This window comes from Leeuwenhoekiella sp. W20_SRS_FM14 (assembly GCF_052119605.1).
GTDB lineage: Bacteria > Bacteroidota > Bacteroidia > Flavobacteriales > Flavobacteriaceae > Leeuwenhoekiella.
In genome coordinates this window covers 1-21,561 of sequence record NZ_JBGQOK010000011.1, presented here as the reverse complement: position 1 = coordinate 21,561, position 21,561 = coordinate 1, and the positions used below count along the sequence as shown (strand labels likewise).

Sequence of the window (21,561 nt, the reverse complement as noted above, 5' to 3'; positions counted from 1 at the left end):
TTTTTTAATGGGAACATTTCAAATAGAAGGAGGGCATCAACTTAAAGGATCCATCCAACCGCAGGGTGCAAAAAATGAAGCATTACAGATTTTGTGTGCCGTTTTATTAACCCCTCAGGAGGTTATCATAAATAATATACCAGATATAGTTGATGTAAATAAACTTATAGATATTCTAAGCAATCTGGGTGTAAAAATCCAGAAGCTGGGTAAGAGTAAATATTCTTTTATAAGTGATGCATTACACCTTGAATATTTAGAAAGTGAACGCTTCAAGAAAGAAGGTGGTGGTTTGCGCGGTTCTATTATGATTGTAGGTCCGTTACTTGCTCGTTTTGGTAAAGGATACATTCCGCGACCTGGTGGCGATAAGATAGGCCGTCGCAGATTAGATACCCATTTTGAGGGTATGATTAAGCTGGGAGCTAAATTTAGATATAATAAAGAAGAACGTTTTTATGGTGTAGAAGCTCCTGAAGGTTTAAAAGGAACATTTATGTTGCTTGATGAAGCTTCTGTTACCGGTACCGCTAATATCGTTATGGCAGCAGTACGCGCTAAAGGACAGACTACTATATATAATGCAGCTTGCGAACCTTACTTACAGCAATTGTGTAAGATGCTTAATAAAATGGGGGCAAATATAAAAGGTATAGGTTCTAACATGTTAATCATTGAGGGTGTTGAAGAACTGGGAGGATGTGAGCATACTATATTACCAGATATGATTGAAATAGGCTCGTGGATAGGTCTTGCAGCGATGACCAAAAGCGAAGTAACAATCAAAAATGTTAGCTGGAATGATCTTGGGATAATCCCGGCAACCTTTAGAAAATTAGGGATTACTGTAGAGCGTAAAGGAGATGATATTTTTATACCTGCACATAAAGATGGTTATGAGATAGAGACCTTTATAGATGGTTCATTTATGACGATAAGTGATGCACCCTGGCCGGGTTTTACTCCAGATTTATTGAGTATTATACTAGTTGTAGCGACACAGGCAAAAGGTGAAGTTTTAATACATCAAAAGATGTTTGAAAGCCGTTTGTTTTTTGTAGATAAATTGATAGATATGGGTGCAAAAATTATTTTGTGCGACCCGCATCGCGCCACTGTAATAGGTCACGATTTCAAATCAAGTCTCAAAGCAACTACAATGTCATCACCAGATATTAGAGCAGGTATTTCCTTATTAATAGCAGCATTAAGCGCAAAAGGAACATCTACAATTCATAACATAGAACAAATAGATCGTGGTTATGAAAACATAGATGAACGACTACGCGCAATTGGAGCAAAAATTATTAGAACTGCTTAATTGTTCTCTTACAACACAGCATTAAATACAAAATCCCGAAACCTAAGTTTCGGGATTTTGTATTTAAGACTTATTTTTTTTACTGAAAATTAATTTATAAGAGCAATTTTGCTACATCCTGCCAGGTATCTGCGCGATCAAATCCAGTGGTATGTGCATTATGCGGTGATGAAAACTGAATACCTCTACCCTCAAAGGCCTGTAAATTATAGGAGCGATCGTCTATTAAAATATCCCCTTTTAATATGTGTTTGTGACCACATAAAATACGGTTTTGCCACGGTATAAAAGGAAAGTGTGTGTCTAACCAATCAGCCTTATCTTCTAAGCTCGTTTTAAATTGCATAGCCGCAGAAGCAATATATAATTCATATTTGCCTTGAAGTGCTTTCAAAACTTCCTGGCTATCTTTTATAACATCAAGATTTTTAAAGAATCCCGGTTCGTTGGCGTGATTACGTATATATGCCTGATGCTCTTCAGGAACCATTTGCCAAACTTCAGAACCTAAGCAATCTTCTTTTTTAAGAGTTGCATTATATTTTTTATTGTATAAATCAATATGTGCCTGGTACGTGTCTGCAATGACTTCGTCCATGTCTATAAATAGGGTCATAATTATGTTTTTAAAAGCTTAAAATACAGCTTGTATGTCAATAACACATACAGGTCGTATATTATTCTACTATCGCACGATAGATATTCTTTGTATGTATTAAATTTAATTAGAATCTAATTTTATGTGGAAACTTTATAGGGATATTACGGGTTACGCTTTGTTGTTTACACTGGTTACGCTTTTTTTTGGAAGTGGCATAATTTCAATTATATTCTTCGGAATCTTAGGAACACCCGTAGGATATTTTGCGTTCAATTATTTTCAAAAAGAAGAATTTTACGGGTACTATAATTTAGGATATACAAAATTTCATCTTCTGTCAAAAACCTGGTTTGTGAACTTAATATTATCTCCAATTTTAGTTTTAGTTTTTTTACTTCTATCAAATCTCTTGGCTTTTGGCACTCCTGCAAGTAACTAATATACACAAACAGTTTGGTAATAGACAATTACTGAAATCATGTGATTTTCAGCTTGAAACTGGAGAAATTTTAGGTTTGTTTGGTAGCAACGGAGTCGGTAAAAGCACATTACTAAAAATTTTATTTGGTACTTCAACAGCTTCCGAAGGATACTTGAAAATTAATGAAACACGATATTCTGTACGACGCACTATTTGGGATAAAAATTTTATAATTTCAAAAGGCTTAATAGGTTATTTGCCGCAGTTTAGTTTTTTACCCAAAACCGCTAAAGTATGGGACATTATTCCCAGCTATTTTAATGGAGAAGATCAAAATTTAATATTTAGAGCACCGCGTATGGCAGATATAGCAAAATGTAGAGTGAGCGAACTTTCGTTAGGCCAGAAGCGGTATCTAGAGGTCTTAATTTTAGGAAATTTAAAACATCCCTTTCTACTTCTCGATGAACCATTTTCTATGGTAGAACCGCTATTCAAAGAACTCATTCACGATTTTTTAATTTCGCTTAAAGCGAAAAAAGGCATTTTACTTACCGATCATTACTATACAGATGTATGGAAACTCGCAGATCGAAAACTTATACTAACTAATGGTAAACTCAATCAGGTTAATAGAATTGGAGATTTAGTTGCCGGTGGTTATTTAAGAACAAACACTTAAGACTTACTAAAATTAAAGTCACTTAGTTTTTTCTCTTATACTTCTTATTCTTTTTTTGTTGTCCCGGAGCAAATGCTTTGTCGCTCTTAGATCCGTATGCTTTTTTAACCTGACCTGGAGCTCTCGATGAACTTGTATTACGAGATGTTCTATATGTTGTTGAACACGCAGTTAAACTGTATATGAACGTTAAAAGGCTTAAAACTAAAATGAACTTTTTCATTATTGCTATTTTGGCACAAAATTATAGAAGAATGAACGTTGTCGATTATTTTTTAAGCAAACCTTAAGCCTATTTTATAGATATTTGGCAGACTTAAATTTAGGAGACAGCAGCTTTATAAGCTGTTAAGCAACGTTCCCGAGCTTCTTTATGATCTACCATTTTTTCAGGGTATTCATCAGTGTCGTATTCAGGAATATAGGTTTTGATATATTTTTTGTCTTTATCAAATTTATCTACTTGAGTCATAGGATTAAAGATTCTGAAGTAGGGAGCTGCATCTACACCGCTTCCCGCTGCCCATTGCCAATTACCTACGTTACTTGATTGCTCATAATCTAAAAGCTTCTCGGCAAAATAAGTCTCCCCCCAGCGCCAGTCTATTAAAAGATGTTTACATAAAAAACTTGCAACCAGCATACGCACGCGATTATGCATATAACCGGTAGTATTTAGCTCTCGCATCCCGGCATCTACTAAAAGAAATCCTGTGGTTCCGGTTTTCCATTTTTCAAATTCCTCTTCATTATTACGCCATTCTATGCGGTCATATTTTTTTCTAAAGGCATTATCTACCGTTTCAGGATAATGATAAAGTATTTGCATAAAAAACTCGCGCCATATTAATTCACTTAAAAATACCTGATTATTTTCAGCACGTGCTTTCTTTACCATTTTACGTACACTTACAGTACCGAAGCGTAAATGGGGTCCTAACCGTGAGGTACCGTCCTGAGCAGGAAAATTGCGGGTGTCTTCGTAGTTATCTATTAGAGTCGGGGTAACATCATAGTCGGGCACTTTAATTGAAGCTTTTTTAAATCCCATATCACCCAAAGTTAAATTGGGTAATCTGCTATTTTTAACAAGGTTACTTAGGTATTGGCTCGTATAGTGAATTTTTAAATCTGTTTGTTCCTTAAAAGTCTCGAGCCACTTATTTTTATAAGGTGTGTAAACAATATACGGGTCGCCGTCTCCTTTTACGACATCATCTTTTTCAAAAATAACCTGATCTTTAAAGGTCTTAAATTTTATATCCTTTTCTTTAAATAAAGCCGTAAGCTTCTCATCACGTTCTTTTGCATAAGGCTCATAATCTCTATTGGTAAAGACTTCTTTTACCTCGTAATCATTTAAAATCTGTTTCCAGACATCTTCTGGTTTTCCATAAAATAAGGCTAATGAACTATCATATTTTTCCTGCATTTCGTTGCGCATCGTTTGTAATGTGTCAAATATAAAAGTGACACGCGCGTCATCTTCAGGAAGTTTATCGAGAATTTCTTTATCAAAAATAAAAATAGGTAAAACGGGATTATCGCCTTTTAGTGCTTCCAGAAAGCCTACATTATCATCTATTCTTAAATCTCTTCTAAACCAGAATATTGAAACTGCATTCATAATTAATAGGTTGGTTGGTTAGATTGTTTGAACGGGTTTAGGGAACTCGATCAATTTACGTTTAAAGTAGACATACCACCATCTACACCTAGAACCTGACCAGTAATCCAGGTACTATCTTCACTCAACAAGAATGCAGCTATTTTAGCAATGTCATCTGCAGTTCCTACACGTTTGAGTGGGTGTCGTGCATCCATCATTTCTCGTTTTTTATCATTTGCTAAAAGTTTTTCTGCCAGTGGGGTATCAGTCAATGAGGGTGCAATTACATTCACTCTAAATGATGGAGCATATTCTGCAGCTAGTGCTTTAGCAAATCCCTCAATTGCACCTTTAGCGGCAGCAACGCTGGTGTGAAAGGGCATACCTACTTTTACAGCTACTGTGCTAAAAAATATAAGACTTGCCTGTTCAGATTTTTTAAGTCGATCTGTAACGGCTTTTAAAGATTTTACGAGACCGAAGAAATTGAGATTCATATCATCTCTAAACATATCTTCGGTTAGCATTTTAAAAGGCTTCAGGTTTATGCTCCCCGGGCAATATACAAAACCATCAAGTTGTTCGGGTAAATTTGTAGTATCTAACGTGCCACTTTCAACATCATATTCAATATGAGTAGCATTTAAAAAATCTAAATCTTCACTAGTACGAGAGGCGATAAATACATTATAATCTTCGTGTATGAGTTGTACAATTGCTTTTCCAATACCGTGAGAACCTCCTATAAGTAATATATTTTTTTTCATAACTTAATTTAATATGTCGTGTTTACTAATACCGTTATTGATATTTTTTGGTTCAACGAAAGCTCCAAACATTTTTAAAAGTTGTTCTTGTCTATACTCAAATATTGAGTCTAATTTTGGTTTGACCAAAATAGGATGTACTGCTCTACCTATAATGCCCAGAGGTAGCTTGTAATCTACAAGATCTTCCATAGATACACCACCGGGAATTTTTTTGATAAAATGTTTGTGATGCCAAAATGCGTAAGGACCGTAGCGTTGCTCGTCTATAAAATATTCTTTCTCTTTTAAAGCTGTGATTTCTGAAACCCACTTCGTATTAAAACCAGGTAGCGGCGTTACAGTATATTGCAACAACTGTCCCGCATACATAGGACGATCTGCCCCAGCAAAGACTTTAAAGTTCATTTCTGAAGGAGTGAGCATTTCTAAGTTTCTGGGATTAGTCAAAAAGTCCCAGGCTTCATCAAGTGAAATGGGTAGTTTTTGAATGCTGTGTAGCTTGTAAATTTTCATAAGTAGTTTCAAAAGGGCATTTACCGAAGTCTTCAATTTTGAGAGTTGTAAATATAGGGGCTATATTGTTTAAGTTAAAGCGAATTAAGTTAAACAAAACTAAAATCTACACATTTATAGGATTTTAGATTATGTTTAATTATTAAAGATTCGATAGTAGAGATTGTCTTTCTTTGAATTGAATTTTTCGGCTTTAATTAGTAATTTGTTAACATATAAGACGGTAGTATAAATTATATTGCAATACTTGTTTTATTAATGCAAAACATTGATTAACAGAATTATAATACTTAAAATTTTATCAGATGAAAAAAATAATGCTCGTATGTTTTATTGCTTTGGGTCTTACTACCCAAGCTCAAATACAAACTCCTTCTGCCAGTGCGCACGCAGAAATGGAACAGGTGGTAGGTCTTACAACCGTAACTTTAGATTACTCACGTCCTAATATGCGCGGTCGTGAAGTTTTTGGGAATCTAGTCCCCTATGGTAAAATCTGGAGAACAGGTGCAAATGCGACAACAAAATTTACAATTGATAAGCCTGTAATGATAGCAGATAAAGAACTTGCTAAAGGAACTTATAGTATTTATACGATTCCGGGAGCAGATATGTGGGAGGTTATTTTTTATACAGATGATTCAAATCCCTTAATTACAGAATTTGAGGATAGTAAAATTGCATTACGCACAATGGTTGAGCCTGTAGAAATGCCTATTTCTATGGAAACATTTACAATTTTAATAGATGATGTAATGGCAGATAGCGCAGTGATGAATATCATCTGGGAAGATACAGTAGTACCTGTAAAATTTAATGTGATGACAGACCAGGAGGTGATGAAAAGCATTGACCAGGCATTATCAGGGCCAGCTGCGGGAGATTATTTTAATGCAGCAGTGTATTACTTAAATAGCGGAAAAGATATTGAGAAAGCAAAAACCTGGATGAATAAGGCAATGAGTATGAAAGAAACGCCACGTTTCTGGGAATTACGTCAGCAGTCTTTAATTTTAGCTAAAGCAGGTGATAAAAAGGCAGCAATAGAAGCGGCTAAAAAATCATTAGCAGGCGCCAAAGAAGCAGGTAATGCAGATTATATAAAAATGAATACCGACTCTTTAAAAGAGTGGGGAGCGATGTAATTTAATAATTTAATAGAAATTAAAAGCCGTATATCGAATGATTTACGGCTTTTTTTATGTGTAGTGTAATCCTATTAACTCTCTAATCTCATCTAAGGTACTAATGAGTGTTTTGCTAAAATCAAAAGACATGAGTGGACTTTCTGTTTTGTGTGCTCTTAGAAGTTCTGCAAAATGCATAATTTCAAAATGATATCCTTTGGCGGTATATCTAAAATCGTGTTCGACTTTTACGCCATTTAAAATTGTAGTAACCTTGTCTGTATGGTGAAATTTACTATGTAAATAAATAATGCCATTTTCACATACTAATGTAGCCGTGGTAGGTGTATCCTTTAAAATACTTGAAGATAGAAATGCTTGTGTTTCTGAATTGTAGTTAAAGGTGATTTCAATTTCTTCGTCGACTTCAGTTTTTCCTATTTTTGCTTTGGCGGTGATTTTTTCAGGAATTCCCAGTAATGATAAAGCACAGAAAACGGGGTAAATACCAATATCTAATAATGAGCCACCACCCAGGTCTTTATTGTAAAGTCTTCCTTCAAAATTAAGCGGTGCTTTAAACGAGAAATCGGCGTTTAAAGTTTTTACTGCTCCAAATTTTCCCGACTCTAATTCTTCTTTTACAAACATAAAATGAGGCATCATACGGGTCCATAATGCTTCCATCAACAACACATTATTTGCGTGAGCTACTCTAATCATTTCTTCAACCTGCTGTAAATTCATAGCAAAAGGTTTTTCACACAGAACCGCTTTTCCGTGAGAAAGGCAAAGCAACGTATCTTCATAATGACGCACATGGGGTGTGGCAATATAAACCGCATCAACATCAGGATCTTTTGCAAGTTGATTATAACTGTTGTAACATTTTGTCGCTTTGTATTTAGCTCCAAATTCATCAGCTTTATCCTGCGATCGTGATGCTACTGCATAAACAACAGAGTCGTTCACGTGTTGCATATCTGTTGCAAAACTATTTGCAATTTTGCCTAGTCCTAATATTCCCCAACGAATTGTTTTCATTACTCTAATAGCTCTGTTTTAGGACCGTCTTTAAAAGTAGTTTGTAAAGTAAGCCCAATTAAAATGACTAAAGCACAACCTATAAAGTTGAGCCATAAATACGGTAATTGTATGTATTCTAATTTATCTAAACTGAATAATATGATGACAATAAGTTGAGTAAGTATCGCAGCGATAAAAACAGCTTTAGACTGAATTTTTTTAATAAAGAAGGCCGACATAAAAATACCTAGAATCGTACCGTAAAATATGGAGCCAATTATATTTACTAACTGTATTAAATTGTCAAATAGATTGGCCGTACACGCAATTAAAATCGCAAGAATTCCCCAACTGAGTGTGAACCACTTTGTAGCATCAACAAAGTGAGATTCTTCTTTTTCTTCATCTAGATTACGTCTGTAAAAATCTACCGTGGTCGTTGCTGCGAGGGCATTAAGTTCTGATGCAGTAGATGACATCGCTGCAGATAGAATTACTGCGAGTAGAAGTCCTATAAGACCTCGGGGTAAATTATTAAGTATAAAATGAATAAAGACGTAATCTTTGTCATTAACTTCTATATTTTGGTCTGCCTGATTAATTACCATACGGGCTTTTTCTCGTAGTGTTTTTTCCTCTTTATTAAGATTTGACAGAGCAAGGCCGGCAGAAATTTGCTCACCATTTGCTGCTGTGATTTGCTTTGATGCATTTTCTGCAACTAAATAACTGAGTTCAGATTTATCTGATCGAAGCTCATTTAATTTGTTCTGAAGTGCATTGTATTCTTTTTCAAAAGGTGTGCCTACGACTGCATTTGTTGCAGCGGGATTAAAGTTTAGAGGTGTAGGATTAAATTGATAAAAAACGAAAACCATAACCCCTACAAGCAAAATAAAGAATTGCATAGGTACTTTTAATAGACCATTAAAAATCATCCCCAATTGCATTTCCCGAATAGATTTTCCGCTTAGATAGCGCTGCACCTGACTTTGATCTGTACCAAAATAGGAAAGCATTAAAAACGTACCACCTAGAATACCACTCCAGAAGGTATAGCGATTATTAAAATCAAATGAGAAATCAAGAACATCGAGTTTACCACTTGCTCCTGCAATTTCTAAGGCATTATTAAAACTGATGTCTTGAGGCAGGTAGCTTATAATGAGAAAGAAAGCGACAAACATACCTAAGAAAATCACACCCATTTGCTGTTTTTGTGTAACGGTAACTGCTTTTGTTCCTCCAGAAATTGTGTAAACTACTACAAGTAGACCAATTATAATATTGAGTGTATTTAGGTCCCATCCTAATACTGCAGATAAAATTATTGACGGGGCAAATATGGTAATACCTGCAGCGAGTCCGCGAGATAATAAAAATAAGCCGGAAGCAAGTGAGCGTGTACGTTGATCAAATCTGCTTTCTAAATACTCATAAGCCGTATAAACATTAAGCTTATAATAAATAGGAATAAAAAATATACAGATGACAATCATTGCGATAGGCAAACCAAAATAGAATTGAACAAAACCTAAACCATCATTGTAAGCCTGGCCTGGAGTAGATAAAAAGGTAATTGCACTGGCTTGTGTCGCCATTACAGATAAGCCTACTGTCCACCATTTAGATTCATTGCCACCACGTATATAATCCTGAACATTAGTTCGCCCACGTGTTTTGTAAACACCATAAATTACAATAAAAGCAAGTGTTGCAACCAGTACAATCCAATCTATAGTTTGCATACTATGCTGTATAATAATTCATTAATAAAAGAAAAAAGATGATATATACTGCGTTGAGTATAAGTACCAGCGTATAATATTTAGACCATCCTTCTTTTTTAGGTTGCATCATTGTTTAATTTTTTGGTCGTTTTTTCCTATTGAAAGCATATTAGTAAAAAGCCTGTATGCTCCAGAAACTCCCGCCGGAAGTTCTCTAAAGAAACTGAGACCGGTATAAATATAATGACCTTTACCATATTTTGCCACAAGCAAGCTACCTTCATTTGGGTCCTCATCTTTGTCGTGCATAGCAATTATGGGTTTGTATGCTTCATCCCAATTTTTAGGAAAGTATAAACCACGTTCCTGTACCCACCCTTCAAAGTCTTTTGCTGTTATTTTATTCGGAACGTTTAAAAGTTCTGCTGTGGGATCAAGAATTGTTACTTCTGCAAATTCATCGGTAACCCGGTCGCTACTCAACTCAAGTGGATAAGGCCCCAGATTGGGAAAGCTAAAACCACGGGCTGTATTGTATTGTACGATCATCGTACCCCCATTATGCACATAATCTAGCAACAGGGGTTGTTTAAATTTGAGTTCGTCTAAAACATTATAAGCTCTTATACCCATAACTACAGCATCAAATTGTTTCAGTGATTCTGCCGTAACATCATTAATATTAAGTTGAGCCACTTGATATCCTATTTGCTCCAGGCTTTTTGGGATGGCATCACCGGCACCGGCAATGTAGCCTATATAGTCTCCTCTTTTAGCAATATCAAGACGCACGAGCTTATTAGTAGACGGGAGAACGAGGGTTTGCAACGGGATATGCTCATAATCGATTTTAGTAATTTTTGTGTTTAGTGTTTTTCCAATTAACTCAAGTTGAGGTTGTAAAATGCCTTCACTCGCATTTTTGGGAGGAGTAATGGTAAAAGCAATATTTTTTGTTTCTCCTTTTTGTAAAATTTCAACGGGTTGAGGAGCACTTACCTTCCAACCGTAAGGTACATTTAAAGAAACGATACCTTTTAAATTCGAAGTATATGCAGTTACTTCAGTTGTAATTATTTTAGGTTCTGCATTTGCAAAAATGATTACAGGATCTTTTACAAGAACCGACGCTTCAGGAACAATCTCAAACGGCTCATAAACTTCACCATTTACGCGGTCATTGTATTTGTAGATTACATTTGTAGTAATTGGGATTTTTACATCACCTAGTTTTAATTGGAATACCGCTTTAAATGTTTTAGGAGTTTCAGGCAGACCTATTAGTTTTTGATCTGTTACTTTATACATTCCTACCGAACCTTCTTCTTTTAGCCAATATGCCGTTGTAAGGTTGGCAGAACCTGTATTTATTTTTTGCTGCATATTGTAACGTTTATTAAAATTTAGCGATCTAAGTGGCTCGGCTACCTCGTATTTTTTGCCAGAAGGCTCCAAAACAATACTTTCAATATTCACAGGGAAATCACTACGGTTGATAGCCTCAAAATTTAGTGCTATAGTTTCATTTGCAACGGCGGTTTGTTGTGAACTGGCAGCTTCTAAATACAAACCTGCGCAGGCCTTAATTATTGAGGTGATTTGAGTGATTTTTAAATCACGCCAGTGTGCATTTTTAAGATTTTTAATCAGTTCATACGCTTCTAAAAGCTGAGGTAAACTCGCTGCCGGATTTTTAAAATCGTAATTCTTTTCAACCGCTTCGAGAATTTCTCCTATGTCAGCGCCACCATCTACCCGATTCCAGGAGGTATCAATTCCTTCAAAAAGATTCCCATTTTGTGGGTATTCCCCTTTTAAAAGCTCTAAATATTCTATTTGGTTTCCACGAGAACCTGTATTACCAAAACCTTGAGATTTATGCTGACTGCGGCTTAATGCAGAAATTTCGGTATTACTTAAACCGTAAGCAGGGTAGTAGCTTCCTACATCAACTTTGACGAGGTTGCTCTTATCTGCATTATCAAAAGCTTCCTGCCCGCCGTAAAACCAATAAGAGGTATTAAAAAACAGACGCTTGGGTTGCCAAGTTTCTGTATGTTCTAATTGTTTTGGAAAAGTGTTCACATCATTTACCAGATCAAAAGCCTGTACACTTAGCATTGCAGAGGTTGTGTGATGACCGTGTGTGGTGCCAGGAGATCTGTGATCAAAACGATTAATAATAACATCTGGCTTAAAATTACGTATAGCCCATACCACATCGCTAAGAACCTGATCGCGTTCCCAAAAGGCTAAGGTTTCTTCGGGATTTTTTGAATAACCAAAATCATTAGCGCGGGTAAAACGTTGTTCTCCTCCATCTGTACGGCGGGCAGCTAATAACTCCTGAGTACGTATTACGCCTAGTAATTCTCTAATTTCTGGCCCTATTAGGTTTTGTCCGCCATCACCTCGAGTTAGAGCAAGGTATCCTGTACGGGCATGTATGGTATTAGCGAGATAAGAAATCATTGCAGTATTCTCATCATCTGGGTGTGCAGCAACATAGAGAGCCGTACCTAAAAAGTTTAATCCTTTAATTTGCTCAAAAATTTCTGAAGAGGATGGCTTTTTTGGTTTTTGAGCTTGCATTTGTAACGTAACGCAGCAAAGTAGAGCGATTAAAAAGCGCATGTATTGAGTATTTTAATGTTAGAACAGGTAGTTTCAAAGATAGGTAAAACGGCATCTAAGAAGATTTCTTTACGGTTTCTTTAACAAAACTAAAATACCTGAAAAGAGCTTTATTTAATGATAGAAAATATCTTTTTTAAAGAATGAATCTAGTGTTCTGAAATTTGTTTAAGTAGCGTGTATAATTTCTGTGTAGGCAATCCCATAACCGTATTATAAGAGCCTTCTAATTTTTCTAATGCGATGTGACCTATCCACTCCTGAATGCCGTATGCACCTGCTTTGTCAAAAGGTTTGTAGATTTTAATGTAATGCTCGATTTCTTCTTCTGAAAGCTTTCTGAAGTGTACTGTAGCAATATCATGAGTGGTTAATTGTTGTTTAATTGTAGTCACACATACTGAAGAAATAACCTGGTGACTTGTTCCATTTAACAACTGAAGCATTTGAGTTGCTTGCTGTGCATCTTTAGGTTTACCCAGAGCTTGATGATCTTTAAAAACAAGTGTGTCTCCCGTAATGAGGATTTCATTTTCTTTTAAGTCTTCAAGAAAGGCGGCTGCTTTTTTTTGTGCAATATATTCAGCGATTTCAAAAGGTTGCATTCCGTCGGGATAGATTTCTTCAACCGGTTTTAGTCGTACTTCAAAATCGACTTCAAGAGCGCTTAGTAGTTCCTGACGTCTTGGCGATTGGGATGCTAGAATGATTTTATTTTTTTTCAGCAGGTTTGGGAGCATAAGTTATTTTCCTTTAATTATTAAATAAGAGAGACGGCTTAAATACATTAAAAATGGTATACTAACTATAAGAGTTAAGAGAGTTAAAAAGTCAAAATCCCAAGTGCTGTAGAATAGAATGACCCAAGAAACAAACAATAATGTTAAACCTATTATACGCATAACGTGCTTTTGCTTAGAAATAAACAAAGATGATATGAGACCTATTTTTTCAAATATTGAAAAAAATCCTACTATTATTAAGGTTGGTTCTAAAATTAAATTTTGGTCAAAAGCTATTTTTTTAAAAAGAGTAGTAACACTTAATACATCAATAAATAAAATAAAACCATAACTGTGAGCTTCGGGAATTGGAATTATAACTAGGGAGTTTAGAATAATGGTTATAAGTATTACGTTTTTAATCATACTAATACTTAAGTGTCAAAGTCAATACCCCTAGAGATAAAATACCTGTTAGCATAATAAACTTTAATAGTTTTGATAGGTATGCATAGTGCTTTTGTTTTTCTGCATAGCGGGCTTTTATACAAAATACAACTAACGGTATAATCACCGCGGATACTAAATACAGGGATAACCAAACATTGGTTTGCACATACAAATAGATATAGCCTAATATTGTAAAAATGTAAACAACGCTTATGTAGCCAGCTATCTTTGCTGTGCGCCCCAGACCTAAAACAATAGGCAGTGATTTTATACCCACAGCATAATCGCCATTTGCATCTTCAATATCTTTAACGAGTTCTCTTAGAAAATTAAGCAAAAAGGCAAAAATACCATAATCACGCACGACCGAAAATGGGGTGAGTAATTCTTTTTGAAAACTGTTTAAAAAAGGTAAAATATCAAATATTAGAAGTATAAAAATAGCTGAAGCTACCACGAGACTAACTACTAGGTTTCCGATGAGAATTACTCTTTTTAAAAAGTTTGCATAAACATACAGCAATGCTGAAATAAGCACAAAAACGGTCGTAAAATTAGATAGTCCCAAACGGTTACATAACAAAAAGCCCAAACCTACTCCGCCAATGTTAAAAACGAGATAACTATTAAATGCAAAGTTTTCTGAAAAATAGTGGGGGATATAGGTTTTTGAGGGTTTGTTAATTAAATCACTTTCAACGTCATTTAAGTCATTAATTATATAACCGGCAGCAGCAATACACACTGTTGCAAGTACTAATAGTGTAAAATTAAAATGGTTTAAAAGTATAGGTAAATGCAATGCCTTTAAAAAGCCGTAATGAACCAGAACCTGTGTTAATATAATCAACAGCAGATTTTTATATCTAATGAGTTTTAAGAAGGTCAATCTTTTGTTTTTGGAAAAGACCAAATATAATAAAAGCCACATATTCTGTGGCTTTTATGATTGATTGATGAATGATGATTTTATTGTTTGCTAATGTTTCCGCCAGAACTTTCAATTACCGCTACTTTTTTAGGAGATCCCCAATAATCAATATCCCCGGCGCTTGAAGCTTTAGAGGCAATTTCTTTAGAAGCATAAACTCGAATACTTCCCGCGCTTGAAGCTTCAGCATCACAAAATTCAGATTTTAGATCCTTTGCATTAATCGTAGCGGCAGAACTTGCATCAAAACGAACTGTTTGTGCTTCACCTTCAAGATCTAAAGTAGCGGCGCTACTTGCTTCTGCTACAATCTCACGAATTTCTATAGGTAGCTTTACCGTTGCTGCACTTGACAAATCAAAACTAATACGATCTCCTGTTAAAGCTTCGGTAGCTGTAATATTTGATGCGCTACTTGCTTTAATCTCTTCAATGGGTTGCGTGTAAGTCACGTGAATCTTACGTGATGTCGCGTTTCCTATGTTTGAATTGTCTGTAGTTTCTATGCGTAGTGTGTTACCTTCAAAATGTACATCTAAGTATTCTAACAGATTTTCGTCCATCTCTGCTACAACAGACGGTGTAGTTCCTTTTTCTAAAACTACGTCCCAGCCGTTACTACTGTGAATTTTAGAAAATTCCTGGCTTAGGTTTAGGTCTTTAGTTACAACATTACCAGTACCGTTAACTTGCCCCATGTCAAAATTGAAATTACACGAGGTCATTACTAAGGCGATAAGTGAGCCTATAATTAATTTAATTAGTGTGGTCATAAGAGTTGATTTTGATTGATGCGTGATTTTTTAATTTATAGAATCTTGTTTAGTATAAACACTGTCTTTAATACCTGTTTGTTTAACCATAACGCCATCTTTTTTAGGGGTTACTTTAACTTTATATTCATAGATGCCATCTGTAGAAGTACTATCTGTTGTTGATTCAGAATATTCCCAGTCATTTGTTTCTGTTAATTCTTCTAACGGGCAATCTGTGCACATAAGAGTATTAGATCGCATAATTGTATGATAACCTATATGATCGTGATCGAGTAAATCTGAATATCTACTTCTGTGATAAGAAGATATATTTTCATCGGTTAGTAAAGTCATTCCTTCTGGAATTGCGATGATTAAGTTTACTTCCTGATCTCTAAATTTACTTGCTAATTCGGTTACAAAAAAGTTATCTAGCAGGAGTGTGCCATTTTCGTATTTAAAGTTATAATAAATAGTGCCGGCGCGTGCTTCGGCTTCTTCATAAGAGCTTCCCTGAGCATTCTTTTTGATGATAAGTTTAGCTTCGGGCGAATCGCTTTTTTGAATACTTAGATTTACATCTCGATTATAGATAACTTTCTTTCCGTTTTCATCTGTACGTATCTTCCAACTTGTATTGTGGTATTTGTCTGCTCCATACTGGTTTTGCGTCACCATTTTTACTTTCAAAGTGTCTGTAGGATTAGCTGCGATAACTTCAGTAATTAAAACTTCTCCATCTACAGCAGTAGCCATACCTTGTCGTACTCCTAATACCGCAATTGCGATTAAAGAGATTAACCACAAGCCCAGTAGTGATAGTTTTGCCGTAAGGCTTAACCTCTTTAGTGTATTAACCAAGATGCGTAATCCCAGATAAAATAACATAAAGAAGGGTATACCTATCGCCAAAAAGGTAAGTAGTGTAATTAACCAGATAGGAGCTCCTGATGTATTAACCATCTCGGCATAACCTAGAATTCTTCCTTGTTGTCCAAATACATCTAATGTCCCGGCAGATACTAAGGCTACAAATAAAGCGATTAGTGTAGAACCGCCAATTATTATGAGTAAAATACCTATAAATTTTACAAAAACTTTGAGGATAAACATAACTAACGCACCCAGACTAGTTGCTAAAGAATCTGCTCCTTTCCGGGCTTGATTACCATACTTAACATAGTCAACATTTTTTACAGAATCTGCAACAGTGTCAAAACCCTCTTTTACTTTACGCTGTATATTGTCTATGTTTACGGCCTTTCCCCGCATTTCAAGTTTTTCTGAAGTCGTAAGTGCTACCGGAACAAATATCCAGAAAGCTATATAAATAAGAATAAAACCACCCCAGGAGAATATTGTTAATAAAACCAGTGCTAGACGTATCCATACTGCATCAATCTGAAAGTAATGACCCAGACCAGCACAAACCCCACCTAGATAGGAAGTATCTGTATCTCTGTATAATTTTTTAGAACTATTTGCAGTGTAGACGAAAGCACCCTCATCTTCAAAAAGATCTTCGTCAAGACGGTAATCTTCGGGTTGCCCCATTATTTTAATGACTTCGTCAACTTCGGTAAGACCTATTACCTGGCGTTCATTTTTTACACGTTCATTAAAAAGTTCACCAATTCGAGCTTCAATATCCTGAATAATTTCATCACGACCTTGAGCGTCTGTAAATGACCTTTTTATCGCGTCGAGATAGCGTTGTAATTTTGCATAAGCATTCTCATCTATGTGAAAAAATAGGCCTGCTAGATTAATATTAACTGTTTTATTCATTGTTTTTAGCTTTATGATTGGTTACCAGTTGAACGGCTTTTTGAAGGTCGTCCCAGGTTGATGATAGTTCATTTAAGAAGAGCTTTCCGGTATCTGTGAGTCCGTAATACTTACGAGGCGGCCCGCTGGTAGATTCTTCCCAGCGATAGTTTAATAAACCGGCATTTTTAAGTCTGGTAAGTAGTGGGTAAATAGTACCTTCAACCACCAGTAACTTAGCGTCTTTTAGCGTGTCTAATATTTCGGCAACATAGGCATCTTCATCCTTTAATATTGATAAGATGCAATACTCCAAAACACCTTTACGCATTTGCGCTTTTGTGTTTTCAATCTTCATAGATTCTTAGTGTTAAGCGATTAATAACTGTTCGTTTTTTGACTCACCGCAAGGGTGCAATGATTTTGCTTAAGCTTTAGGTGATGAGTCTAAAGGTGCTTCCTGGTTAGAAGCACTAAGCGGTTTTAAAAAGTTTATACTCAAAGGATATTTATAGGGTTCTCCATTACTGGCACTTACTGCGGCAGATATGACTGAAAAGAGCGACAACATACAAAGTGCCAGTAATAATATCCCAAAAATTAGCCCTGTAACAATTAAACCTACAGCATCACCTGGAATTGTAAAACTCTCAAATGATTGTAGATAAATAGTGTCAAATTGATCTGAGGCATTGATTGCCTGCCATATTATAAATGGTACCGCAATAAGTATAATAGCAATAGCATAAAGAGTTGTGCTCATTTGAAAGTTTAGGGCGCGCCTCCCATGATTATCAACATATACAGATTCTTTCTTTAAAGCTGCCCATATTAATAAGGGTGCTATAAAATTTCCTAACGGAAATATAAATTGCGCAAATACAGATAGGTGAATAAATGTAGCTACGTTTTTTTGATGATTTGTAATACTAGTTTTCATTGCTCATTATTTTCTTATGCAAATATATGTACAAAGGCAGGTATTTTGTATTGCATAGTACTTAAATTTAACTTTATATTAACAAAAAAGAAATTTAGGAAAGTGAAATGTTAAGTCTATTTTTGAAAAAATTAATTCTTTAGATATGTCTGTAACACCGCGTAAATTCAACACCTTTATACTATTTAAACTACCGTCTGCTTGGTTGTGTGGTGTGCGTATAAAATCAATATCATCAAAGACAGCAATTACTACAGTAACCCATAGATGGATTAATCAGAATCCATTTAATTCTATGTTTTGGGCGGTGCAGGGTATGGCTGCAGAGTTAAGTACAGGAGCTATGGTTATAGATCAAATTAAGGAAAGTGGGTATAAAATTTCTATGCTGGTGGCTAATAACAAAGCTTCATTTACAAAAAAGGCTACTGGTAAAATCACTTTTGCGTGTAATGACGGTCATAAAATTGAAGAAGCAATTCAAAAAACAATTGCGACCGGTGAGGGACAAACATTTTGGATGCAAAGTGTAGGTACAAATAAGGATGGAATAGCCGTTAGTACATTCGATTTTCAATGGACAGTTAAAGTTAAAAGTAAAGGTTAGTATTAAAACTCTTCATTTTCAGAAATTAGGAGAGTCATTGATTAAAAAAATCTAAATAGACTGAAATACTTCTGTAACTTTTCGTTTGAGTATCGTACTTATTAATAAAATCAATCAAATCAAAAACGAAATTTTACGATGACTGCACACGAAATAGATTACCAAATTTTTGGAGAAGAAATGCAATATGTCGAGATCGAATTAGATCCGCAAGAGGGTGTTATTGCTGAAGCCGGTACTTTTATGATGATGGAAGACGGTATTAAAATGGAAACCATTTTTGGAGATGGCTCTAAAAATGATACCGGTTTATTAAATAAAATATTTGGCGCAGGTAAGCGATTACTTACCGGTGAGAGTATGTTTATGACTGTATTCTATAATGAATTAGTCGGAAAGAAAAAAGTGAGCTTTGCCTCGCCATATCCAGGTAAAATTATTCCCATTGATTTAACTAAAAACGGCGGAAGATTTATCTGTCAGAAAGATGCTTTTTTATGCGCAGCAAAAGGAGTTTCTATAGGTGTTGAGTTTTCTAAGAAATTAGGCAGAGGACTTTTCGGAGGTGAAGGTTTTATTATGCAGCGTCTCGATGGTGATGGGATGGCATTTGTGCATGCGGGAGGTACCACCTTTAAAAAAGAATTGCATCCGGGCGAAAAACTTAAAGTAGATACCGGTTGTATTATAGGTTTTGATCATACTGTTAATTATGATATTGAGTTTGTAGGCGGTATTAAAAACACATTGTTTGGTGGGGAAGGGGTTTTCTTTGCAACTCTTACTGGCCCTGGTACTGTATATATTCAGTCACTCCCTTTTAGTCGTTTAGCAAAACGAGTTTTGGCTTCTGCACCACAAATGGGTGGTAAAGATAAGGGAGAAGGTAGCCTATTAGGAGGTCTTGGAGATTTACTTGATGGAGATAATAGGTTTTAATTGAATTGTTTAAATGTATTCATTACGTTTTAACACTATTTTTAGAATTAATACAGTAAATTTAGAATCATCTTAATAAAAGGGCTTGTGGTTTAAAACTACTTAAAAAATTTTCTAACTTAAAAATAATTCGAATATGGCAAGAGCAATGTTTGAGTATACTAAGACGATCTTAAAAAAAGTAAGTTTTGATAGTGTACTTTTCTGCAAAGAATTACAGAAGGCTGCAAAACGACTACTCCCGTATGAAATAGAAGAACTTCGTGTCTGGATTCAAGAAATTACTAAAACTAATCCAGAACTTAATCAATGTGTGATTTATCTTAGTGTTTAAAGTGAAATATTAAAAAAGGGCTTCTTAGAAGCCCTTTTTTTATGTATTTATTTAATTATTTTTTCTGAGGAATAGGACTTATAATTTGCACATTTTGAAAAGTAATAGCTCCCTTCACCACACCTGCAATAGTGTTTCTCAATGATTCTATAATTTGCATTTTTAATTCACTTTTGTGATAGAGTAAGCTAACTTCTCTTGCGGGTGCCGGGTCTTTGAAAAAGTGTAAATATTTTTTCTCTTCACTTTTAATTTCAAGCGTATGGAGGTAGGGCAGAAGTGTCATGCCTAATCCTTCATTAGCTAGTCGCACTAAAGTCTCAAAGCTACCACTCTCTAGAGAGAAGGTATCTTCTTCATAATTTCGGTTTGCTTTACATAAATTAATTACACCATCTCTAAAGCAATGTCCATCTTCTAATAACAGCATATCATTAAGATCTAAATCTTCTGTAGTTATTTTTTCAACGGAATGTAATTTATGGTTAGCAGGAATGTAAGCTACAAAAGGTTCATAATATAAAGGACGTTCTTTAATAGAATCAAGATTTAGCGGTGTAGCTGCAATAGCTGCATCTAGATGACCATCTTCAAGTCGTTCGATAATTGTTTCAGTAGGGAGTTCTTCAATTTTCAATTTTACCTTAGGGTACTTATTAATAAAATTGCGAAGAAACATAGGTAATAAAGTGGGCATTACAGTAGGTATAACGCCTAATCTAAATTCTCCGCCTATAAACCCTTTTTGTTGGTCGACAATATCTGTAATCCTATTTGCTTCATTAACAATATTACGTGCTTGAATTACAATTTTTCGGCCTATATCGGTTAATTCGATTGGTTTTTTTCCGCGATCAAAGATGATAATGTCAAGCTCATCTTCTAGTTTTTGTATTTGCATACTCAGAGTAGGCTGCGTTACAAAAGTCTTTTCTGCTGCTTTAGTGAAATTTTGATTTTCGGCAACAGCCAGAACATATTTTAATTGTGTGATCGTCATAATGTTATTTTACACTTCAAAAATAAAGCGAGCGATTGATTTTTTTTATATAAACCTGTAAAATATTATTCTATTGATTATAATGACTTATAATAGCGTCATATTCTTTTGAAAGAAGAATTCTTATAGAACCGTCAACAACCTTATTAAGTAAGAAAATTGATTTGCACTTAAAATTAATAATTATTCTTCATTATGCTAAGTAGCGCATAGAATTATTATAAATGTCCATTGAGTTCTTTTTAAGTTGTCTTTTGAAAATTTGAGAATTAAATCGCAAATAATTTGAAGGGATCATTACAATCCTATTGATGTATCTTGATAGCATGCCTTATCCTATTAGTATATAGGATAGTGATGTTGTAATTAAACACCTTATAATTACTAGTTGGACTCAATCTTTTAATTATAACTTATTGCTTTAATCGAAGTCAGTCTTAGTAATAAAGAGTTTCACTTAGAATAATTCTACTTTTTAGTTTATGCTGAATCTCTATCTAGATATCTAAAAGCGCTAGGTTTAATATAATTTTAAAATTAATTTAGGTTGTAAGTTATTGGTTTTAAGGAGCTGTAAAATTACTTTGCAAATACTTTTAAAAAAGGCTTGTAGGGTTAGATAATCGTTCTATATTTGCGCCTCCAAAATCGGGTATAAAAATCGGTTTTACGTTCTTAGAAA

General features: G+C 35.0%; 23 protein-coding genes. 7 read left to right on the top strand and 16 right to left on the bottom strand.

The window, feature by feature from the left end:
* Positions 1-7: 7 nt before the first annotated feature.
* Positions 8-1,321, top strand: a complete 1,314-nt coding sequence (murA, locus tag ACEN25_RS15630; RefSeq protein ID WP_441803732.1) for a UDP-N-acetylglucosamine 1-carboxyvinyltransferase — start codon at positions 8-10, stop codon at positions 1,319-1,321.
* Between the two features lie 94 nt (positions 1,322-1,415).
* On the opposite strand, the gene ACEN25_RS15625 is transcribed toward murA, so the two are convergent.
* Positions 1,416-1,937 (bottom strand): 5' nucleotidase, NT5C type, encoded by a 522-nt coding sequence (locus ACEN25_RS15625; protein ID WP_441803731.1) that lies wholly within the window; start codon positions 1,935-1,937, stop codon positions 1,416-1,418.
* A gap of 124 nt (positions 1,938-2,061) precedes the next feature.
* Between ACEN25_RS15625 and ACEN25_RS15620 the strand changes: the two genes are divergently transcribed.
* Positions 2,062-2,361, top strand: a complete 300-nt coding sequence (locus ACEN25_RS15620) for a hypothetical protein (RefSeq protein ID WP_028375964.1) — start codon at positions 2,062-2,064, stop codon at positions 2,359-2,361.
* On the top strand, positions 2,339-3,025 hold the full coding sequence (locus tag ACEN25_RS15615; protein WP_441803730.1) for an ATP-binding cassette domain-containing protein: 687 nt from the start codon (positions 2,339-2,341) through the stop codon (positions 3,023-3,025). The genes ACEN25_RS15620 and ACEN25_RS15615 overlap by 23 nt, the downstream gene beginning before the upstream one ends.
* 22 nt (positions 3,026-3,047) lie before the next feature.
* Here ACEN25_RS15615 and ACEN25_RS15610 read toward each other — a convergent pair whose 3' ends face one another.
* The 4 genes from ACEN25_RS15610 to ACEN25_RS15595 form a co-directional block, all read right to left on the bottom strand.
* Positions 3,048-3,248 (bottom strand): hypothetical protein, encoded by a 201-nt coding sequence (locus ACEN25_RS15610; protein ID WP_441803729.1) that lies wholly within the window; start codon positions 3,246-3,248, stop codon positions 3,048-3,050.
* A gap of 99 nt (positions 3,249-3,347) precedes the next feature.
* Positions 3,348-4,652 carry a cryptochrome/photolyase family protein gene (locus tag ACEN25_RS15605; protein WP_441803728.1) on the bottom strand — a complete coding sequence of 435 codons (1,305 nt, stop codon included), beginning with the start codon at positions 4,650-4,652 and terminating at the stop codon, positions 3,348-3,350.
* 50 nt (positions 4,653-4,702) lie between these two features.
* Complete coding sequence (locus tag ACEN25_RS15600; protein ID WP_441803727.1) at positions 4,703-5,401, bottom strand: SDR family NAD(P)-dependent oxidoreductase; 699 nt, start codon at positions 5,399-5,401, stop codon at positions 4,703-4,705.
* 3 nt (positions 5,402-5,404) lie between these two features.
* Entirely contained in the window at positions 5,405-5,917 is a 513-nt protein-coding gene (locus tag ACEN25_RS15595) for an SRPBCC family protein (RefSeq protein ID WP_441803726.1), read from the bottom strand.
* A gap of 305 nt (positions 5,918-6,222) precedes the next feature.
* Here ACEN25_RS15595 and ACEN25_RS15590 point away from each other — a divergent pair, with 305 nt between their 5' ends.
* The gene (locus tag ACEN25_RS15590; protein ID WP_441803725.1) at positions 6,223-7,062 is read left to right on the top strand and encodes a DUF2911 domain-containing protein; all 840 of its coding nucleotides are present in this window, start codon (positions 6,223-6,225) and stop codon (positions 7,060-7,062) included.
* A 54-nt stretch (positions 7,063-7,116) separates the two neighbouring features.
* On the opposite strand, the gene ACEN25_RS15585 is transcribed toward ACEN25_RS15590, so the two are convergent.
* The 10 genes from ACEN25_RS15585 to ACEN25_RS15540 all read right to left on the bottom strand — a co-directional run bounded on the left by ACEN25_RS15585 (position 7,117) and on the right by ACEN25_RS15540 (position 17,999).
* Positions 7,117-8,088, bottom strand: coding sequence for a Gfo/Idh/MocA family protein (locus tag ACEN25_RS15585; protein ID WP_441803724.1), 972 nt, complete (start codon positions 8,086-8,088; stop codon positions 7,117-7,119).
* A complete protein-coding gene (locus ACEN25_RS15580; protein ID WP_441803723.1) occupies positions 8,088-9,818 on the bottom strand; it encodes a sodium:solute symporter in 1,731 nt (576 codons plus the stop codon). The genes ACEN25_RS15585 and ACEN25_RS15580 overlap by 1 nt, the downstream gene beginning before the upstream one ends.
* A 108-nt stretch (positions 9,819-9,926) precedes the next feature.
* Positions 9,927-12,434: a PIG-L family deacetylase gene (locus ACEN25_RS15575; protein ID WP_441803722.1), complete on the bottom strand. Its 2,508-nt coding sequence runs from the start codon at positions 12,432-12,434 to the stop codon at positions 9,927-9,929.
* 149 nt (positions 12,435-12,583) lie between these two features.
* Positions 12,584-13,174, bottom strand: coding sequence for a Maf family nucleotide pyrophosphatase (locus ACEN25_RS15570; protein ID WP_441803721.1), 591 nt, complete (start codon positions 13,172-13,174; stop codon positions 12,584-12,586).
* A gap of 3 nt (positions 13,175-13,177) precedes the next feature.
* Entirely contained in the window at positions 13,178-13,582 is a 405-nt protein-coding gene (locus ACEN25_RS15565) for a hypothetical protein (RefSeq protein ID WP_441803720.1), read from the bottom strand.
* Between the two features lies 1 nt (position 13,583).
* Positions 13,584-14,537, bottom strand: coding sequence for a geranylgeranylglycerol-phosphate geranylgeranyltransferase (locus ACEN25_RS15560; protein WP_441803719.1), 954 nt, complete (start codon positions 14,535-14,537; stop codon positions 13,584-13,586).
* Positions 14,538-14,575: 38 nt separating this feature from the next.
* On the bottom strand, positions 14,576-15,310 hold the full coding sequence (locus ACEN25_RS15555; RefSeq protein WP_441803718.1) for a head GIN domain-containing protein: 735 nt from the start codon (positions 15,308-15,310) through the stop codon (positions 14,576-14,578).
* 30 nt (positions 15,311-15,340) lie between these two features.
* Positions 15,341-17,080 (bottom strand): PspC domain-containing protein, encoded by a 1,740-nt coding sequence (locus tag ACEN25_RS15550; protein WP_441803717.1) that lies wholly within the window; start codon positions 17,078-17,080, stop codon positions 15,341-15,343.
* The gene (locus tag ACEN25_RS15545) at positions 17,073-17,417 is read right to left on the bottom strand and encodes a PadR family transcriptional regulator (protein WP_028375950.1); all 345 of its coding nucleotides are present in this window, start codon (positions 17,415-17,417) and stop codon (positions 17,073-17,075) included. Before ACEN25_RS15545 ends, ACEN25_RS15550 begins: the two co-directional genes overlap by 8 nt.
* A gap of 69 nt (positions 17,418-17,486) precedes the next feature.
* Entirely contained in the window at positions 17,487-17,999 is a 513-nt protein-coding gene (locus ACEN25_RS15540) for a DUF4870 domain-containing protein (protein WP_441803716.1), read from the bottom strand.
* 145 nt (positions 18,000-18,144) lie between these two features.
* On the opposite strand from ACEN25_RS15540, the gene ACEN25_RS15535 reads away from it, so the two are divergent.
* From ACEN25_RS15535 to ACEN25_RS15525, 3 genes are all read left to right on the top strand, one after another.
* Positions 18,145-18,606, top strand: a complete 462-nt coding sequence (locus ACEN25_RS15535; protein ID WP_441803715.1) for a DUF4442 domain-containing protein — start codon at positions 18,145-18,147, stop codon at positions 18,604-18,606.
* Between the two features lie 138 nt (positions 18,607-18,744).
* Positions 18,745-19,545 carry a TIGR00266 family protein gene (locus ACEN25_RS15530; RefSeq protein WP_441803714.1) on the top strand — a complete coding sequence of 267 codons (801 nt, stop codon included), beginning with the start codon at positions 18,745-18,747 and terminating at the stop codon, positions 19,543-19,545.
* A gap of 136 nt (positions 19,546-19,681) precedes the next feature.
* The gene (locus ACEN25_RS15525; protein WP_028375946.1) at positions 19,682-19,879 is read left to right on the top strand and encodes a hypothetical protein; all 198 of its coding nucleotides are present in this window, start codon (positions 19,682-19,684) and stop codon (positions 19,877-19,879) included.
* A gap of 55 nt (positions 19,880-19,934) precedes the next feature.
* On the opposite strand, the gene ACEN25_RS15520 is transcribed toward ACEN25_RS15525, so the two are convergent.
* Entirely contained in the window at positions 19,935-20,879 is a 945-nt protein-coding gene (locus ACEN25_RS15520) for a LysR family transcriptional regulator (RefSeq protein ID WP_028375945.1), read from the bottom strand.
* Positions 20,880-21,561 lie beyond the last annotated feature (682 nt).

Coding starts and splice junctions, on each gene's coding strand:
- murA (WP_441803732.1), top strand. CDS start 8: ATGGGAACATTTCAAATAGAAGGAGGGCATCAACTTAAAGGATCCATC.
- ACEN25_RS15625 (WP_441803731.1), bottom strand. CDS start 1,937: ATGACCCTATTTATAGACATGGACGAAGTCATTGCAGACACGTACCAG.
- ACEN25_RS15620 (WP_028375964.1), top strand. CDS start 2,062: ATGTGGAAACTTTATAGGGATATTACGGGTTACGCTTTGTTGTTTACA.
- ACEN25_RS15610 (WP_441803729.1), bottom strand. CDS start 3,248: ATGAAAAAGTTCATTTTAGTTTTAAGCCTTTTAACGTTCATATACAGT.
- ACEN25_RS15605 (WP_441803728.1), bottom strand. CDS start 4,652: ATGAATGCAGTTTCAATATTCTGGTTTAGAAGAGATTTAAGAATAGAT.
- ACEN25_RS15600 (WP_441803727.1), bottom strand. CDS start 5,401: ATGAAAAAAAATATATTACTTATAGGAGGTTCTCACGGTATTGGAAAA.
- ACEN25_RS15595 (WP_441803726.1), bottom strand. CDS start 5,917: ATGAAAATTTACAAGCTACACAGCATTCAAAAACTACCCATTTCACTT.
- ACEN25_RS15590 (WP_441803725.1), top strand. CDS start 6,223: ATGAAAAAAATAATGCTCGTATGTTTTATTGCTTTGGGTCTTACTACC.
- ACEN25_RS15585 (WP_441803724.1), bottom strand. CDS start 8,088: ATGAAAACAATTCGTTGGGGAATATTAGGACTAGGCAAAATTGCAAAT.
- ACEN25_RS15580 (WP_441803723.1), bottom strand. CDS start 9,818: ATGCAAACTATAGATTGGATTGTACTGGTTGCAACACTTGCTTTTATT.
- ACEN25_RS15575 (WP_441803722.1), bottom strand. CDS start 12,434: ATGCGCTTTTTAATCGCTCTACTTTGCTGCGTTACGTTACAAATGCAA.
- ACEN25_RS15570 (WP_441803721.1), bottom strand. CDS start 13,174: ATGCTCCCAAACCTGCTGAAAAAAAATAAAATCATTCTAGCATCCCAA.
- ACEN25_RS15565 (WP_441803720.1), bottom strand. CDS start 13,582: ATGATTAAAAACGTAATACTTATAACCATTATTCTAAACTCCCTAGTT.
- ACEN25_RS15560 (WP_441803719.1), bottom strand. CDS start 14,537: ATGTGGCTTTTATTATATTTGGTCTTTTCCAAAAACAAAAGATTGACC.
- ACEN25_RS15555 (WP_441803718.1), bottom strand. CDS start 15,310: ATGACCACACTAATTAAATTAATTATAGGCTCACTTATCGCCTTAGTA.
- ACEN25_RS15550 (WP_441803717.1), bottom strand. CDS start 17,080: ATGAATAAAACAGTTAATATTAATCTAGCAGGCCTATTTTTTCACATA.
- ACEN25_RS15545 (WP_028375950.1), bottom strand. CDS start 17,417: ATGAAGATTGAAAACACAAAAGCGCAAATGCGTAAAGGTGTTTTGGAG.
- ACEN25_RS15540 (WP_441803716.1), bottom strand. CDS start 17,999: ATGAAAACTAGTATTACAAATCATCAAAAAAACGTAGCTACATTTATT.
- ACEN25_RS15535 (WP_441803715.1), top strand. CDS start 18,145: ATGTCTGTAACACCGCGTAAATTCAACACCTTTATACTATTTAAACTA.
- ACEN25_RS15530 (WP_441803714.1), top strand. CDS start 18,745: ATGACTGCACACGAAATAGATTACCAAATTTTTGGAGAAGAAATGCAA.
- ACEN25_RS15525 (WP_028375946.1), top strand. CDS start 19,682: ATGGCAAGAGCAATGTTTGAGTATACTAAGACGATCTTAAAAAAAGTA.
- ACEN25_RS15520 (WP_028375945.1), bottom strand. CDS start 20,879: ATGACGATCACACAATTAAAATATGTTCTGGCTGTTGCCGAAAATCAA.